The 17,069-nt window shown below is 69.3% G+C and carries 13 protein-coding genes and 1 tRNA gene; 2 read left to right on the top strand and 12 right to left on the bottom strand.

Annotated features, from left to right (window positions below; translation table 11 throughout):
* The first annotated feature begins 181 nt into the window (after positions 1–181).
* Positions 182–2,437, top strand: a complete 2,256-nt coding sequence (locus E3T61_RS13065) for an Ig-like domain-containing protein (RefSeq protein ID WP_134641290.1) — start codon at positions 182–184, stop codon at positions 2,435–2,437.
* Between the two features lie 10 nt (positions 2,438–2,447).
* On the opposite strand, the gene E3T61_RS13060 is transcribed toward E3T61_RS13065, so the two are convergent.
* From E3T61_RS13060 to E3T61_RS13020, 9 genes are all read right to left on the bottom strand, one after another.
* Positions 2,448–2,524: transfer RNA gene (locus tag E3T61_RS13060), tRNA-Leu, on the bottom strand.
* 64 nt (positions 2,525–2,588) lie between these two features.
* A complete protein-coding gene (locus E3T61_RS13055) occupies positions 2,589–4,043 on the bottom strand; it encodes an NAD(P)/FAD-dependent oxidoreductase (protein ID WP_134641289.1) in 1,455 nt (484 codons plus the stop codon).
* A gap of 39 nt (positions 4,044–4,082) precedes the next feature.
* The gene (locus E3T61_RS13050) at positions 4,083–5,402 is read right to left on the bottom strand and encodes a S8 family peptidase (protein ID WP_134641288.1); all 1,320 of its coding nucleotides are present in this window, start codon (positions 5,400–5,402) and stop codon (positions 4,083–4,085) included.
* Entirely contained in the window at positions 5,357–5,893 is a 537-nt protein-coding gene (locus tag E3T61_RS13045; protein ID WP_134641287.1) for a DUF501 domain-containing protein, read from the bottom strand. The genes E3T61_RS13050 and E3T61_RS13045 overlap by 46 nt, the downstream gene beginning before the upstream one ends.
* On the bottom strand, positions 5,890–6,483 hold the full coding sequence (locus E3T61_RS13040) for an FtsB family cell division protein (protein WP_134641286.1): 594 nt from the start codon (positions 6,481–6,483) through the stop codon (positions 5,890–5,892). The genes E3T61_RS13045 and E3T61_RS13040 overlap by 4 nt, the downstream gene beginning before the upstream one ends.
* Positions 6,484–6,718: 235 nt before the next feature.
* Entirely contained in the window at positions 6,719–7,999 is a 1,281-nt protein-coding gene (gene eno / locus E3T61_RS13035; protein ID WP_134641285.1) for a phosphopyruvate hydratase, read from the bottom strand.
* Positions 8,000–8,158: 159 nt separating this feature from the next.
* The gene (hisS, locus tag E3T61_RS13030; RefSeq protein ID WP_134641284.1) at positions 8,159–9,412 is read right to left on the bottom strand and encodes a histidine--tRNA ligase; all 1,254 of its coding nucleotides are present in this window, start codon (positions 9,410–9,412) and stop codon (positions 8,159–8,161) included.
* A 46-nt stretch (positions 9,413–9,458) separates the two neighbouring features.
* Entirely contained in the window at positions 9,459–9,992 is a 534-nt protein-coding gene (locus E3T61_RS13025; protein ID WP_134641283.1) for a ferritin, read from the bottom strand.
* 32 nt (positions 9,993–10,024) lie between these two features.
* Positions 10,025–10,729: a nucleoside triphosphate pyrophosphohydrolase gene (locus tag E3T61_RS13020; RefSeq protein ID WP_134641282.1), complete on the bottom strand. Its 705-nt coding sequence runs from the start codon at positions 10,727–10,729 to the stop codon at positions 10,025–10,027.
* A 123-nt stretch (positions 10,730–10,852) separates the two neighbouring features.
* On the opposite strand from E3T61_RS13020, the gene E3T61_RS13015 reads away from it, so the two are divergent.
* On the top strand, positions 10,853–12,061 hold the full coding sequence (locus E3T61_RS13015) for a Na+/H+ antiporter NhaA (RefSeq protein ID WP_134641281.1): 1,209 nt from the start codon (positions 10,853–10,855) through the stop codon (positions 12,059–12,061).
* Here E3T61_RS13015 and mfd read toward each other — a convergent pair.
* The 3 genes from mfd to E3T61_RS13000 are packed head-to-tail and all read right to left on the bottom strand — an operon-like array spanning position 11,988 to position 16,899.
* Entirely contained in the window at positions 11,988–15,623 is a 3,636-nt protein-coding gene (gene mfd, locus E3T61_RS13010; protein ID WP_134641280.1) for a transcription-repair coupling factor, read from the bottom strand. The two genes, E3T61_RS13015 and mfd, sit on opposite strands and share 74 nt — an antisense overlap.
* Positions 15,624–15,653: 30 nt before the next feature.
* Positions 15,654–16,241 (bottom strand): aminoacyl-tRNA hydrolase, encoded by a 588-nt coding sequence (gene pth, locus E3T61_RS13005; RefSeq protein ID WP_134641279.1) that lies wholly within the window; start codon positions 16,239–16,241, stop codon positions 15,654–15,656.
* Positions 16,242–16,287: 46 nt separating this feature from the next.
* A complete protein-coding gene (locus tag E3T61_RS13000) occupies positions 16,288–16,899 on the bottom strand; it encodes a 50S ribosomal protein L25/general stress protein Ctc (protein WP_134641278.1) in 612 nt (203 codons plus the stop codon).
* Positions 16,900–17,069: the final 170 nt, after the last annotated feature.

The raw sequence follows: 17,069 nt of genomic DNA, 5'->3' as shown, positions 1-17,069 counted from the left end.
CTGTTCGACGTCGAATAGTGGGGCAGTTGACCCAGTGCATAGTATGCCGCACCGGGCGCGCCGGATTGACATTCCGGGCCATGGACCGTGGAATGGTGTGAGGGGGTCCATGCTCACGTCACGCCGTTCCAGCGCGCACGGGCCGAATCAACGAGCCCGTCGGGGTGGTCGTCGAGCCCTGGTGGCACGGTTGGCCCCGCTGGGCATCCTCGTGGCGGCCCTGATCGTCGGCCCGCTCGCCGGCACCACGACTCCCGCCACCGCGGAATCCGCGGAATCCGTCGGGTCCGTGGAGTCTGCAGCGACCGTGGCCACCGCCGAACCGACGCCGGAGCCCTCGGAGACCGCCCCGGCCTCCCCGGCACCCGAATCGTTCGCGCCGACACAGCAAACTTCGACACAGCAACCGTCCCCGCAACCATCCGCGCAGCCGTCGGAATCGCCGTCGCCCACTCCGTCCACCGCCCCCAGCGCGGCGCCGACCATCGACAGCCCCGGCGCCAACGCCTTCGTCAGCGGCAGCATCACCGTCACCGGCACCCGGGACCCCGCTCAGGAGATCCAGCTGCTCTCCCCCACCGGCGGCGATCCACTGTGCATCGCGGCCCCGGACGGCTCGGCCACCTGGGAGTGCCCGGGGGTACGTCTACCCAGCGGGCCGAGTGTCAGCCTCAAGGCCGTGGTGACCGGGGACGCCGGCCTCGCGGCCTCGCACACGGTGCGGGTGCTCCAGGCCCCCACCGTCACGGGCGGTTCGACCGGTCAGCCCACCACGAGCGGCATCGTGCGCGGCACCGGGTACCCCGGCGCCACCGTGACCGCAACCCTCACCGGCGGAGCACGCTGCTCGTTCACCGCCGACGCATCCGGAGCCTGGGCCTGCCTGTTGCAGGGCACGCTGATCAGCGGGTCGGAGCAGGTCACCGCCTCGCAGCAGACGTCGTTCAGTGCCCCGGAGTCGTCTCCGGCGAGCGATCCGGTCTCACTGACCATCGACGTCGACGCTCCGGCCGCCCCCGTCGTGGTGAATCCCGTGGCCGGTGCCACTCTCCCCACCGCCGCCGGGCCGTACTACGGGCAGGGCGAGAACGGGGCCACGGTCACGGTCTTCGCCGGCGCATACTCGGTGTGCAGTGCCGTGGTTTCCGGCGGTAGCTGGTCGTGCACAGGGTCCGGCGTCGCTGACGGCACCTACGATCTGCGCGCGGTGCAGCAGGATGCCGCCGGCAACGTGAGCCCCGGCAGCCCGGCGATCAAGGTCACCTACGGCGCCGCAACGGCGGCGCCCACTCCGGCACCCACCCCCGCCCCCACGGCGGCGCCACCTGTCGTGCCGGCCCCGACGGCCACGCCGCAACCCACCCCCTCGGCCACACCGGGCAGCGCGAGTCCCACCCCGGCGCCTGCAGTGCCCGGAGGCGGCGACGGCCAGGCCGGGGCGGCCCCGCCGGCGCTCACCGTGCCCGGAGGCTGGAACGACCCCACCCAGTTCAGCACCGCGGTGATCCCGCCCTGGACGGTGGCGCAGTTCCCCTGGCTGCAGGCGGCGATGCTGACCCTGGGCGCTCTGCTGCTGCTCGTGGTGCCCGCCCGCCTGCTGGCCGGCACGATCAGCCGGGCGCGGGGCGGCAGGCCGTTCCTGGCCGGTCATCGGTTCTCCGGCCGCAACCGGGCCCGGGAGGAATTCGAGGTCGCCCCGACGGTGCGGGTCAACCGTTGGGTCGCCTACGGCGGTGCCGTCCTGGCCGCCGCGGTCTTCGTCCTGCTGTCCGGTCCGGTGTCCGGAACGCTGTCCTACCTCAGGCTCCTGCTCGCGGTGACGCTCGCCCTGCTCGTGGTGAACGCCGTGGCCGGCCTGGTGCCGCAGTGGTGGGGGTCACGGGCGCTGCAGGTGGACGTGTCGATGACCATCCTGCCGCGCTACCTCGCGGTCATCGCCGTCACCGCGCTCGCGTCCCGCGTGTTCGAGCTGCAGCCGGCCCTGCTTTTCGGCTTGCTGGGCAGCGTCGTCGTGACGGCGGGGCCCGTTGCGGCCCAGCGCGGTCAGCTGGCCGCCATCCGGGCCGGCAGCCTGCTCGGCCTGGGGCTGGCCGCCCTGGTCGTCGTCGGCACCCTCCCGGTCGCCACCAGCTTCCTCAGCGCCCTGGCCGCGGAGGTCGCGAACACCGTGGTGCTGGCGTCGATCGGCTCCGCCGTGCTGGTCCTCGTGCCGATCGGCAACACCAGTGGGCGCAGCATCCTGGCCTGGTCGCCGCCGATCTGGGCGGCCCTGACCGTGCCGGCCTTCCTCACCCTGTTCGCGCTGCTCTCGCCCATGCTGCCGCAGTGGACGGGCAGCGGCACCGCGAGCCTGCTCTGGCTGGTCGCCGCCGGCTTCGCCGTCGTGAGTGTGGCCGCCTGGGCCTGGCAGCGATTTGTGCAACCGGCGCTCGACTGAGCGCTCGCTCTGGTGCCCCCGCTGGGATTCGAACCCAGACTGTGACGATTTTAAGTCGCCTGCCTCTGCCGGTTGGGCTACGGGGGCACGCCCGGACTGGCCGGGCAGCACAAGTGGATGCCGCACTCGCGTGCGGCATCCACTCGTGACTCTACGGTGCTGAGACGGTCTCCGTGCCGGCTTCGGCTGCGGCGACCTCGGGAACCGGCTTCTTCACCGGGGCCTTGCGCGGTGCGCGCGGGGCCTTGACGGCGGCGGCCGGCGCCGCGGCAGGAGCGGCCGCCGGCGGCTTGGGGCGGGACGCGAACTCTTCGAACACGGCGCGCGGTGTCTGCACGGCCTCGAGCGACACGATGTCGCGACCGAGGAACAGGTTCAGCACCCAGCCGCCGACGACGCGGATCTTGCGCTCCCAGCTCGGCATCGCCAGGCCGTGGTACCCACGGTGCGCGACCCAGGCCGGGAAGCCCTTGAGGGCGAAGTTGCCGGACTGGAATGCGCCGACGCCGACGCCGAGACCGGCGACCGCTCCGAGGTTCTTGTGGTTGTACTCCACGGTGCCTTCACCGCGGATGACCGCGACGATGTTCTTGGCCATGAGCTTGCCCTGACGGACGGCGTGCTGGGCGTTCGGCACGCAGAAGCCGCCGACGCCGCCGCCGGAGAGGTCGGGAACCGCGGTGATGTCACCGGCGGCCCAGGCATCGACGACGATGTCGTCCTCGGTGCCCACGCGCAGGTCGGGGCGCACGCGAAGGCGGCCGCGTTCCTCGACGGGCAGGTCGGTGTTGCGCACGATGCCCGGGTTCGCCATGACGCCGGCGGTCCAGACGATCAGGTCGGTCTCGAAGGTCTCACCGGTGGAGAGTTCGATCTTGCCGTCGACGGCGGAGGTGAGCTGGGTGTTCAGGTGCACCTCTGCGCCACGCTCGGCGAGGTTCTTGATGACCCAGAGCGCTGTCGACTCGGACACCTCGGGCATGATGCGGCCCATCGCCTCGATGAGGTGGAAGTGGGTGTCCTCGAAGGCGATCTGCGGGTACTTGGTCAAGAGCGAGCTGGCGAAGGAACGCAGCTCGGCGAAGACCTCGATACCGGCAAAGCCGCCGCCGATGACCACGAAGGTCAGCAGGCGGTCGCGTTCGGGCCCGGCGGGGAGCTGGGCGGCCTTGTCGAAGTTGGTGAGGACCTTGTCGCGGATCGCGACGGCTTCCTCGATGGTCTTCAGGCCGATGGCCTGGTCAGCGACCCCGGGGATCGGGAACGTGCGCGACACGGCACCGGCGGTGACCACGACGATGTCGTAGTCGAACACCCACGGCTCGCCCACGGGCGGCGTGATGGTGGCCTTCTTTTCCGCGTGGTTCACGTTGGTGACCTTGGCGGTGAGCACATTGGTCTTCTTGAGGTGGCGACGGTGCGCCACAACGGAGTGACGCGGGTCGATGGAACCGGCGGCGACCTCGGGAAGGAACGGCTGGTACGTCATGTACGGGAGCGGATCGACCATGGTGACCTCGGCCTCGCCGGGTCGCAACCACTTCTCAAGCTTCCAGGCGGTATAGAAACCCGCGTAGCCGCCACCGACGATGAGAATTTTGGGCACGATTAGAAGGCCTCCTACAAGGATTGGATACGCGAAAATTTAGAGCTTGGAACGAATTCGCTTGAAATGCCGCGTGGCTCCAATGCCGAACAGCGTTACAAGGATACCAAACCCAACCAGCAGGGCGAGCGGCACGCTCACATAGGTCAGAGTCAGCGGGGTCGGCAGCCACCCGGCAGCGGCGTTCTGCTGCGGCAGGGGCGGGTCGGCGTCCGGCGCCATCGGGGCCGCGGTGCTCGGCGCGGTGGGGGTCAGCGGTGCGGCATCCGCCCGGCGGTGCAGCGTGATCCACTCCTGCAGCAGCTCGGTGGGCGTGGCGGAGGTCGACTTGGGCACGTACGCCGAGACCGCCGCCGCGGCATCGATCAGGCCGTTCCCGTAGATCGGGCTCGGCACGGTGTGACCGTTGGGGTTCGCGGTCTCGATCACCCGGTTGATCACCTCAGCGGCATCCAGCTTCGGGTACGCGGAGCGCACCAGGGCGACCAGCCCCGACACGATCGGCGCGGCAGCGCTCGTGCCGTACCACTCCATATACCCGCCGCCCGGCGCGACGCCGACGAGTTTCTCACTGGGCGCTGCGACCGCAATCGTGATGCCCTGGGAGGAGGCGTCGAAGCTGGCTTCCTTGGACTGGTCGACGCCGGCGACGGTGAGCACGCCCGGGATGGTGGCCGGCGCGCCCACCTCGGTGGTTCCGCTGCCGCGGTTGCCGGCCGCCGCGACGACGACGACGTCGTGCTCGAACGCGTACAGGAACGCGTCATCCCAGCTGGTGGGCCAGTCCAGGGTGTTGCGCGTGAGGGACATGTTGATCACGTCGGCGCCGTTGTCGACGGCCCACCGGATGCCCTTGGCGATCTGGTCGTCATTGCTGAGGACCGCATCACTAGTGCCGAACGCCACGGAGACGGCGAGGATCGACGCCTCGGGCGCCACGCCGATCAGGCCGCCGCCGGTGGGGGTGCCGCGGCCGGCCAGCAGTGAGGCCACCAGGGTGCCGTGTTCGTTGTCGTCGCCGACCGGGGTCTGCCCGTTGGACGACCCGACACCGGAGACGTCGGTGCCTCCGACGACGGCTCCGTTGAGTTCGGTGATACTGCCGTCGACACCGGTGTCGATGACGGCGACCGTCACGCCTTTTCCCTTGGTGGTGGTCCAGGCCTGGCTGAAGCCGTAGTCGTTCAGCCAGTACTCGAGGTCGCGCACCTGGTCGGCCCGGGCGACGGGGGCGTCACCGACCACACCGACGACGGCGACGGCCGCCGCGAGGGTGATCGCGACGCCGGTGAGGGTGCGGCGCCAGGCGCCCGTCACGCGTTGGCCGGCGGGCCCGCCGGCGGAGCATAGTCCAGGCATTCGCACACCTGGGGCGACCAGGCTGCGCGCAGCAGGGCGAGGTCGCCGATCGGGTTGACGCCGGGTCCGGCCGCCAGGGCGTGGGCGGCCAGGGCGTGCAGGCACTTCACCCGCACCGGCATGCCACCGGAGGAGACGCCGGCGAGTTCCGGGACCACGCCGATCATCTCGCGGTCGGCGAGGAAGCTCTCGTGCGCGGACCGGTAGTGCGCGCGCAGGTCCTCGTTGTCGGCGAGCATCTGGTTGTATTCGTTCATCACCTGGGTGGCCTCGAGGAACGACAGTGCGGCCGTCGCGGCGGGGTGGGACAGGTAGTACAGGGTGGGGAACGGGGTGCCGTCCTCCAGCCGCGGGGCCGTGGCCACCACGGTGGGGGCGCCGCAGGCACACCGGGCGGCGATGCCGATCACGTTGCGGGCGGGTCGGCCGAGTTGGGCCGAGACGGTTTTGATGTCGGCCTCTGAGGCGGGGTCGAAGGGCGGTCGGGTCATTGTGCTGCCTCCTGTGGGGCCAGTCCGGCGGTCATCACCGAGCGAAAGACCGAGTCGACCCAGTCAACCTCGGTGTCCTGGATAGCGGTGCTGATCGGCGCGGTGTCGGCGGCGCCGTCGACGCCGGCTCCGGTGTCGTTGATGACCAGGAAGCTGATGTCACCCGGCAGCACGTAGGAGAGCCGGTCGCGCGCCTGGGTGGTCACGAAGGTGCGGTCGTTCCAGCGCTCACGCTCCGCCTTGAGGTCGTCGACGGAGTCCTGCTGCGCCGCGACGGTGTTGCTGAGCTCGTCGATCTGCTGGCGCTGTTCGGCGTAGGTGCGCACGCTGGGCGCGAGGACGATGACCGCGAGCACCAGGATGCCCATCATCACGAAGGAGAAACCACTCAGCCGCAGGCCGCGCAGCCAGCCGCGCACCGCGGAGTCGTCGGCGAGTGTGACGGTTCTCTTCTCCGTCGGGCGGGAGGCCGTCCGGCGCGGTTCGGTCTGGCGCGGTTCGGACTGGCGCGTTTCGGTCTGGCGCGGTTCCGGCGACCGGCGCGGTTTGGGCGGCCGGGGCGGGGTCATGCCTGAACCGGTGAAGGTCACGGTGGCTCCCGTCCGCTGCTCGGTGTGTGGCTGCAGATCTGGCTGCTCGCCGGGGCACACGAAAACGCCCCGGTTCTAGAGTGCCAGATCTTTCGGCCGGCGCCGTTCGTGACGGGGCCGACAACGGGAATCCTGTGCAAACCCGCAGCCAAAGCGGTCACGACGGCCACACAAAGAGCTCCCCGCCCCGGACGGTGTCCGAAGGCGGGGAGCTCGAGTGTCTTCTGGGAGGCGATTAGCCCTTGAAGCGCGGGAACGCGGAGCGGCCGGCGTAGACCGCGGCCTCGCCGAGCTCTTCTTCGATGCGCAGGAGCTGGTTGTACTTGGCAACGCGCTCGCTGCGGGCCGGGGCACCGGTCTTGATCTGGCCGGCATCCGTGGCGACGGCGAGGTCGGCGATGAAGGTGTCTTCGGTCTCACCGGAGCGGTGCGAGATGACGGTCGTGTAGCCGGCGCGCTGGGCGAGGGCGACGGCATCCATCGTCTCGGTCAGGGTGCCGATCTGGTTGACCTTGATCAGGATGGAGTTGGCAGCCTTGATTTCGAGGCCCTTGGCCAGGCGGATCGGGTTGGTGACGAACAGGTCGTCTCCGACGATCTGCACCTTGTCGCCGAGCTGAGCGGTGAGGTGGACGTAGCCTTCCCAGTCCTCCTCCTCGAGCGGGTCTTCGATGGAGACGAGCGGGTACGCCTCGAGGAGCTCGGCGTAGTACGCGACGATCTCGGTGGAAGAAAGTTCCTTGCCCTCGAAGTGGTAGACGCCGTCCTTGAAGAACTCGGTGGCCGCACAGTCCAGGGCCAGGCCGATGTCGGTGCCGGGCGTGTAGCCGGCCAGGGTGATGGCTTCGACGATGAGGTCGAGAGCTGCACGGTTGCTGGGCAGGTTGGGGGCGAAGCCACCCTCGTCGCCGAGGCCGGTTGCGAGGCCCTTGCTCTTCAGCAGGCCCTTGAGGGCGTGGTAGACCTCTACGCCCCAGCGCAGGCCCTCGCTGAAGGTGGGGGCGCCGAGCGGGACAACCATGAATTCCTGGATGTCGACGTCGTTGTCGGCGTGCGAGCCACCGTTGATGATGTTCATCATCGGAACGGGCAGGGTGTGCGCGTTCGGGCCGCCGAGGTAGCGGAAGAGGGGCAGGTCGGCCGAGCTGGCGGCTGCCTTGGCCACGGCCAGGCTCACGCCGAGGATGGCGTTGGCGCCGACGCGCTCCTTGTTGACGGTGCCGTCGGTCTCGTTGAGGACCATGTCGATGATGCGCTGGTCGGCGGCGTCGAGGTCTTCGACGGCCGGGCCGAGCTCGTCGGTGACGGAGCCGACGGCCTTGAGCACGCCCTTGCCGAGGTAGCGCTTCTTGTCGCCGTCGTGCAGCTCGTAGGCTTCGAAGGCGCCGGTCGAGGCGCCTGAGGGGACGGCGGCACGGCTCAGCGTGCCGTCCTCGAGAAGGACCTCGACCTCGACGGTCGGGTTTCCCCGAGAGTCGAGGATTTCGCGTGCAACAACTGCGTCAATAAGAGCCACAACTATCTCCTGTTTGTCTGTCGATCTTCGTTTGGATTTCTAAGTCCGATTGGATTTTGAGGAAGACGCCGCTGTGTTCCAGTCCGAGAACAGTCTAGTGATCGCGCGCTCGGGGCGCTCTAGGACTGAAGTCCCGTCGCCCCGACGTTCATCGATCGTTCAGTCGCCCAGCGGTTTGAAAACGAGCTCGTCCGGATCGACGGAGTCCTGGGTCACGAAGGCGAACCTGCCGTAGCCCGCCTGGCCCGCTCGCTCGAGCAGCGCCTTGAGGTTTTTCGTGCGCTTCTCCAGCCGCACGCGCAGACCGTCGGCGACGAGGGCGGACTTGAGGGCGACGAGGGCGGCCGGGTCGGCATCCTTCTCGTGCACGAGCAGCACGGCCCGGTCGGTGTCTCCGGCGGAGCCGGCGAGAAGGTCCACGATGCGTTCGAAGCCGATCGAGAAACCGCAGGCGGGCACGTCGGTGCCGAGGAACCGGCCGATCATGCCGTCGTACCGGCCGCCGCCGCCGAGCGAGTAGCCCAGGTCGGGGTGCTTGATCTCGAAGATGGTGCCGGTGTAGTAGCCCATCCCCCGCACCAGGGTGGGGTCGAACTCCAGGCTGACGCCGGGCAGGGCGGCGCGCAGGGCGAGCAGGTCGGTGTAGGCCGCGGTGTCGAGCCAGGCCGGCGCGGCAGCGGGGTCCGGCCAGCCCGCATCGGCGAAGCCCGCCAGGGTGTCGGCCAGGCCGGCGGTGTTGATGCCGAGCTGCGCGAGTTCGGCGACCACGCCGTCGACACCGATCTTGTCGAGCTTGTCGAGGGTGATCAGGGCGCGTTCGGTGAGGTTCTCGGCCACACCCCAGGTGGCGAGCATGGTGCTCAAGATGCGCCGGTCGTTGATCCGGATCGAACAGCCGGACAGCCCCAGGTTGTTCAGGGCAGCGACGGTGGCGGTGATCAGCTCGATCTCGGCGAGCGGACCGGCTTCGCCGATGATGTCGATGTCGCACTGCACGAACTGGCGGTAGCGGCCCTTCTGCGGGCGTTCGGCGCGCCAGACCGGGGCGATCTGGATGGACCGGAACACTGTAGGCAGTTCGGCACGGTGGCTGGCGTAGAACCGGGCCAGCGGCACCGTGAGGTCGAACCGGAGACCCAGGTCGGTCAGTGAGAGCAGATCGTCGGCCTCGGCCGCGGCCACCAGGTCGGCGGGACCGATACCGCGCTTGAGCACGGCGAAGCCGAGCTTCTCGTTGTCACCGCCGAGACCGGAGTGCAGCCTGGCGGTGTCCTCCATCACCGGGGTCTCGATCTCGTCGAAGCCGTGTGCGGCGAAGCTGGAGCGGATGACGCCCAGCGCCCGTTCGCGGGTGGCCTTGTCGGCCGGGAGGAAGTCGCGCATGCCGCGGGGAGGGGTCACTGCTGTTGCCATGCCCCAATTCTGTCAGGTCCCCCGGGCGCGCCCGTTCCGGCGACGCTTACAGGGCGCCGCCGGCCGCGCCGGGGGCGTCGGTGTCGCCGCCGGCGTCGCCGACCTGCTCGCGGGCGATGAAGTTCTCGATATCGAAGAGGTTGTCCTTGGCGCGCTTGGCGATGGTGAGCAGGGTCGACATGGAGGCGACCTCCTCGACCTGCTCCTTGAGGAACCAGAGCATGGCCTGCTCGCCGAGCGCGTCGCCATCCTCGCGGGCAGCGCGGAACAGCGCCTCGATCTGGCCGGTGACCTGCTGTTCCTGAGCGAGGGCCAGCGCGATGGGTTCGACGATGTTCGCGAAGCCGTTGATCACGGCGGGAATGCCGGGGATCACGACCTCCAGGCCACGGTCCAGGCGGTACTGCACGAGCATCATGGCGTGGTTGCGCTCTTCGACCGACTGACGGTAGAAGTGCGCGGCGAGTTGGGGCAGGTCCTGGCTGTCGAACCACGTGGCGATGGCGATGTACTGCTGGGACGCGGCGAATTCATTGCCGATCTGCTGGGTGAGAAGGGCGTTGAAGGATGTCTCGGTCATGGTTCGACGTTAGCGGGCCGCGCTGTGCGCCGCTACGCGGACGGGAAGGCGATGATCCCGGCGTCTCCGGGGTCGCTCTCCTGTTCGCTGCTGCGGATCTCGTCCTGCAGGTCGCGAAGGGCCGTGCGCAGCGCCCGCTCGGAGTCCAGCCCCTGGGCCTTGGCCGCCGACACGATGGCCAGCAGGATCGGGCCGAGCTCGGCCTCGCTGTCGATGGGCAGCAGGGCGGGCGGGTCCGTTTCGAGCAGGCCGATCTTCTGGGCCCGGCCGATCACCTTGTCGGCCAGCGCCAGGGCCGGCATGCCCTGCGGGATACCGTCGAGCACGCTGGTGCGGTGCGGCTTCTCGGCCGCCTTCACGTCGTCCCAGCCGGCCACGACGGCCTCGAGGCTCTGCGTGCCCGCGTCACCGAACACGTGCGGATGCCGGCCGACCATCTTGGCTGTCATCCGGGCCGCGACATCCTGGATGTCGAAGTCCTCGCCGGCGGTCTCGGCAGCGATCGACGCGTGGAAGACCACCTGGTAGAGCACGTCGCCGAGTTCCTCGAGCAGGTCGTCGCTGCTGCCGCTCTCGATGGCCTCGATCAGTTCGTGGGTTTCCTCGGTGAGGTACTGCACGAGTGACTCGTGGGTCTGCTCCGCGTCCCACGGGCAGCCGCCGGGCGCGCGCAGCCGGGCCACCGTGGCCACGAGGTTGTCGAAAGCGGATGGGGTGGGCAGGCTGGATTCAGTCACACTCCATCGTAGGCGGCGGGGCTAAACTGGGCGCTGGTGTGCCGGGAAGTCTGGTCGGCGGGCGAAGTGTTTCGCTCACGACGCACGACAGACCCCGTTTTCGGCGGGTGGACAGGACCACGCATGACCTTCATTCGCTCCGAGCGTTACGCCGCCGGATTCCTCCTCTTGGCCGGAGTCCTCGGCCTCCTCGCCGCGAACGTCGCGTTCGGGCCCGCCCTGATCGTGGCCGCCAACGAACACCTGCACACCGGGATCTTCGGACTCGACCTGTCCGCCAAGCACTGGATCAGCGACGGGCTGTTGGCGGTCTTCTTCTTCCTGATCGCCATCGAGCTCAAGCGTGAGCTCGTGATCGGCGACCTGAACAGCGTCGGCAAGGCCGCGCTGCCCGCCCTCGCCGCGCTCGGCGGTGTGGTGGTGCCGGCCGGAATCTACCTGCTGCTCACCCAGGGCTCCGGGCTCGCCGCCGGCTGGCCGGTGCCGACGGCCACCGACATCGCCTTCGCCCTGGGTGTGCTGGCGGTGTTCGGCCGCGGTATCCCCACCCGGGTGCGGGTGTTCCTGCTGGCGCTGGCCGTGCTCGACGACCTGGTGGCGATCCTGATCATCGCGTTCTTCTTCACCCAGGACCCGCAACTTCAGTACATCGGCTTTGCCGCCATCGCCGCGACGCTCTTCGGCGTCACCAGCCGGATGCTCAAGCCCCGCTCCGCCTGGGTGCTGGGCCGGAAACCCGTCTGGCCGATCGTGGCCGCCCTGACTGTGCTGGGCATGGCGACCTGGTACTTCACCTATCTGTCCGGCGTGCACGCCACGATCGCCGGCGTCATCCTGGGTCTGGTGATGGCCCGGGTGCCCGGCGGCCGCGCCCACCACGTGCTCGAGCCGTACTCCAACGCGGTGATCCTGCCCCTGTTCGCGTTCTCGGCCGCCCTTGTCGCCATCCCCCAGGTGAGCGTGGCCCAGCTCAGCCCGGCGTTCTGGGGCATCCTGGTGGCACTGCCGGTGGGCAAGCTGATCGGCATCACCCTGGCCGGCAGCCTCGGCAGCCTGATCTCCCGGCGGCCGAACGGGTCCAAATCCGGGCTCAAGTTCGCCGACATCGTCATGGTCGCCTGCCTGGGCGGCATCGGCTTCACGGTCTCGCTGCTGATGGGCGCTCTTGCGTTCGCCGGCAGCGTCGAGGTTGTCGACGAGGCCACCCTCGCCGTGCTGCTCGGCTCGGGGTTCGCGATCCTGGTGTCGGCCGTCGTGGTCAGTGTGCGGGCACGGCAGTATCGACGGGCCGCGGAAAAACTGCGTCCAGCAGCGATCCCGTCCACGCGATAAGCGCGGCGTCGGCCAGCGGTTCGCCGTTCAGGCGCGGCAGCGGCACGATCATCGACCCGGCCGCGGCCGAGTACTTCGCGCCCGGGTACATCCGTTGCACCCGCACCTGCATCGAGTCGGCCAGGTCGACCGGGGCCACCCGCAGGTTGGAGCCCATCGCGACGACCTCGCCGAGACCGGCCTGCTGGGCGTGCCGGCGCAGCCTGGACACGGCGATGAGGTTGGTGACGGCCTCGGGCGGTTCGCCGTAGCGGTCGGTGAGTTCCTCGAGCACCAGGCCGATCTGATCGTCAGCGGCCGCCAGTGAGCTGGCGCCGGAGAGCTTCTGGTAAGCCTCCAGGCGCAGCCGCTCGCTGTCGACGTACTCCTCGGGAATGTGCGCGTCCACGGGCAGCTCGAGCCGCAGCTCGGTCTGACCCTCGGCGACGTCACCGCGGAAGGTGGACACGGCCTCGCCGATCATGCGCAGGTACAGGTCGAAGCCCACCCCGGCGATATGGCCGGCCTGTTCGCCGCCGAGCAGGTTGCCCGCACCGCGGATCTCCAGGTCTTTCAGGGCCACCTGCATGCCCGCGCCGAGTTCGTTGTTGGCCGCGATGGTGGCCAGCCGGTCGTGCGCGATCTCGCTGAGCGGCTTGTTCTCGTCGTAGAGGAAGTAGGCGTACGCCCGTTCCCGGGCGCGGCCGACCCGGCCGCGCAGCTGGTGCAGCTGGCTGAGCCCGTACTTGTCGGCGCGGTCGATGATGATGGTGTTCGCGTTGGCGATGTCGAGGCCGGTCTCGATGATGGTCGTGGAGACCAGGATGTCGAACTTGTTCTCCCAGAAGTCCACCACCACCTGCTCCAGCTGGGCCTCCGGCAGCTGGCCGTGTGCCACGGCGACCCTGGCCTCCGGCACCAGTTCGGCCAGCTGTGCGGCCACCCGGTTGATGCTGGAGACCCGGTTGTGCACGAAGAAGATCTGGCCCTCGCGCAGCAGTTCCCGGCGGATGGCGGCGGCCACCTGGCGGTCGGAGTACGGGCCGACGAAGGTGAGGATCGGGTGCCGGTCCTCGGGCGGGGTGGCCAGGGTGGACATCTCCCGGATGCCGGTGACGGCCATTTCCAGGGTGCGCGGGATGGGCGTGGCGCTCATGGCGAGGATGTCGACGTTGGTCTTGAGCTTCTTCAGCGCGTCCTTGTGCTCGACTCCGAACCGCTGTTCCTCGTCGATGATGACCAGGCCGAGGTCCTTGAAGATGGTGTTGTCCGAGAGCAGCCGGTGCGTGCCGATGACCATGTCGACGGTGCCGTCGAGCATGCCGGCCACGGTCTCCCGGGATTCCTTGTCGGTCTGGAACCGGCTGAGGGCGCGCAGGTGGATCGGGAAGCCGGCGAAGCGTTCCTGGAAGGTTTCCATGTGCTGGCGCACGAGCAGGGTGGTGGGCACCAGCATGGCCACCTGCTTGCCGTCCTGGATCGCCTTGAACGCGGCGCGCACGGCGACCTCGGTCTTGCCGAATCCCACGTCGCCGGAGAGCAGCCGGTCCATCGGGATGGGCCGTTCCATGTCGGCCTTGACCTCTTCGATGGTGGTGAGCTGGTCGGGCGTCTCCGCGAAGGGGAAGGCCTCCTCGAGCTCGCGCTGCCAGGGGGTGTCCGGGCCGAACGCGTGACCCTTGCTGGCCATCCGTGCCGAGTACAGCTTGACCAGTTCGACGGCGATGTCGCGCACCGCACGGCGGGCCTTGGTCTTGGCGGCAGACCAGTCGCTGCCGCCCATCTTGGACAGCGCGGGGGCCTCGCCGCCGACATAGCGGGAGACCAGGTCGAGCTGGTCGGTGGGCACGTAGAGTTTGTCGCCGCCGTGGCCGCGCTTGGACGCGGCGTATTCGAGCACGAGGTATTCGCGGGTGGTCTTGACCGGGTTGCGCCCACCGCTGGAGACCTCGCGCTGGGTCAGTTCGAGGAACTTGCCGATGCCGTGGGTCTGGTGCACGACGTGGTCGCCGGTTTTGAGCTGCAGCGGGTCGACGACGTTCTTCCGCCGGCTGGCCAGCTTCTTGATCTGCCGCGCGTCGTAGCCGACGGTGCGGCCGTAGAACTCGCTTTCGCTGACCAGGGTGAGCTTGGTCTCCGGGATCTCGAAGCCGTGGGCGATGGAGGCCTTGATCAGGTACGCGATGCCGGGTTCGGGATCCGCCGGGAATTCCGCCACGATGCGGGCGGGCAGTTCGGCGCCGGCGAGAACGTCGGCGGCCCGGTCGACCAGGCCGGCGCCCTGGGCGACGACGGCGACCGTCCAGCCGTCCTTGAGCCGGCTGGAGAGGTGCCCGACGGCGCCTTCGACACTGCCGGCGAAGCTCGGCACGGCGTCGCCCTCGATCCGGATGGTGAGCAGTTCGTCGATCTCGCGGTGTTCGGGCAGCACGGGAATGTCGGTCGGGGCGGCCTGGAACGAGCTGAGCGTCCACCAGACCCGTTCGGTGGCTGGAGCGCCGGGGGCGGAGTAGCGCACGGCGTCCCGCAGGGTGCCCAGGGTGAGGAAGTCGCCCGAGGCCAGGTCGATGGGCGCCTCGGCGCCCGCGGTGGCGGCGTTCCAGGCCGCGGAGAGGAACTCCCGGTTGGTTTCGGCGAGGCTGATGGCGCGGGAGGCGACCCGTTCGGGCGAGATCACCGCGACGGCGGCCTGTTTGGGCAGGTAGTGCGTGACCGGCACCAGCCGGTCCACGAGGGCGGGCGCCAGACTCTCCATGCCCTCCACCGGGATGCCCTCTGCCACCTTGGCGAGGAGGCCCGCGAGGCTGGGGAACTCGTGCTGCATCTCCCGGGCACGCTGCCGCACCGCGGGGCTGAGCAGCAGCTCCCGGCTCGGCGGCAGGGTCACCGAGGCGATGGGCTCGGGCATCGAGCGCTGGTCGGCGACCGCGAAGGCGCGGATCTGCTCGACCTCGTCGCCGAAGAACTCGATCCGGTACGGGTGCGCGGCCATGGGCGGGAACACGTCGAGGATGCCGCCGCGCACCGCGAACTCGCCGCGCCGGGTGACCATGTCGACCCGGGCGTAGGCGACGTTGACCAGGTCCACCGAGATGGCGGCGAGGTCGTGGCCGCGTCCGCCGGCGCTGAGCTCGAGGGGGTCGTAGTCGGTGAGGTTGTCGGCCACGGGCTGCAGCGCGGCCCGCACGGAGGCCACCACGATGAGCGGGCGGCGGCTGGCCGCATCCGAGTTCTCCCAGTCGCGCATCCGGCGGAGCGCGTAGAGCCGGCGGCCCACGATCTCGGCGCTGGGGCTGAGCCGTTCGTGCGGCAGGGTCTCCCAGGCGGGGAATTCGACGATCTCGGCGTCGTCGGAGAAACAACCGAGGTTTTCCCGGAGCGCTTCGGACTCGCGGCCGGTGGCCGTGATCACGAGCAGGGCGCGGCCCTTGTCGAGCCTGGACCGTTGCTCCATGAGCGCGGCCAGCAGCGGGGCGCGCAGGCCCTCGGTGAGGGAGAAGTCGGCGTCACGCGCCGCGAAGGCGAGGGCGTTGTCGAACGTGGAGGCGCGAGAAAGCGCCGGAATCAAGCCCTGAAGAATCACCGCACAAGTCTACGGGTTCCCGCCGACGCTCTAGGCGGGAGGGGCGTGGAACTTCTGCTGCGCGGCGGTGACCCCGTCTGCGGCGATCATTTCGATGGCATCCGCGGCGTCCTCGAGCATGATCGGCAGGGTGCTGCGCTCGGTGCTGGAGAAGTCGTGCAGCACGAAGTCGGCGGCGTTCTGACGGCCGGGCGGGCGGCCGATGCCCATCCTGATGCGGGTGAATTCGTTGCTGCCCGTGGCGGCGATGATGTCGCGCACCCCGTTGTGGCCGCCGTGACCGCCGCCCACCTTGATCTTCAGGGTGTCGAAGGGCAGGTCCAGCTCGTCGTGCACGACGATCAGCCGGGAGACGTCGAGGGAGTAGAACCTCAGCAGGCCCGCGACGGGGCCACCGGAGAGGTTCATGAAGCTGTTCGGCTTGGCCAGGATCAGCTTGGGGCCGCCGGGGGCGCTGCGGCCCTCGGCGACGGAGGCGTTCGCCTTGTGGTTCTTGAAGTTCGCGCGCATCCGGTCGGCGAGCACGGCGGTGACCATGTGACCGACGTTGTGGCGGTTGCCGGCGTAGCCGGGCCCGGGGTTACCGAGCCCGACTACGAGCCAGAGATTGTCGTCCAGGGGGTTCCTTTACACAAGTTTCTGTCCGGCGGTGAAGAGGGGAAGACTACTCGGCGGCAGCTTCCTCGGCGGGAGCCTCGGCCTCGGTGGTCTCTTCTTCCTCTTCCTCTGCGGGCAGGTGCACGCCGATGACGACCATCTCGGGGTCGGAGACGAGCGACGCGCCGGCGGGCAGCTTGATCTCGCTGGCGTGGATGAGGGTGCCGTCTTCCAGGCCCTCGACATCGACGCTGACGCTCTGCGGGATGTTGGTGGCTTCGACCTCGAGGAGCAGGGTCTTGGCGTCGAGGTCCGCGGTGGTGCCGGGGGCGCTCTCACCGGTGATGTGCACGGCGACCTCGACCTGGACCTTTTCACCCTTGCGGATGACGATGAGGTCGAGGTGCTCGATGATCTGGCGAACCGGGTCCTTCTGCACGTCCTTGACCAGGGTCAGGTGCGTGGTGCCCTCGACGTCGAGCTCGAGCACGGCGTTCGCGCGACGCAGCAGCAGTCCGATCTCGTGGGCCGGCAGGGCCACGTGCACGGGCTCGGTGCCGTGGCCGTAGATCACGGCGGGGATCTTGCCCAGCACGCGCAGCTTGCGGGCAGCGCCCTTGCCGAAGCTGTGGCGCGCGTCGGCGGAAATCTTGTTGTTGTTGTTCTTGGCCTCGGCCATGGTGTCTCCTTGCGGGCCTCGTGTGCCCGTATTGATGTGTGCTGGCGCTGGGCCCGCAGTACGGATGCTGGTTCAACTCGAACGCATGTCAGCGTGAGGAAAGGCCTTGGGGGACTTTTCGCCGCGTCGATTACGGATTTCACCGGGCCGGTTTCCCGGGCCCCGCGCGA

Origin of the sequence: Cryobacterium lactosi, from assembly GCF_004403945.1 — a bacterium.
Taxonomy (GTDB): domain Bacteria; phylum Actinomycetota; class Actinomycetes; order Actinomycetales; family Microbacteriaceae; genus Cryobacterium; species Cryobacterium lactosi.
The sequence above is the reverse complement of the archived record's forward strand: the minus strand, read 5'-3'. Positions and strand labels throughout refer to the sequence as shown.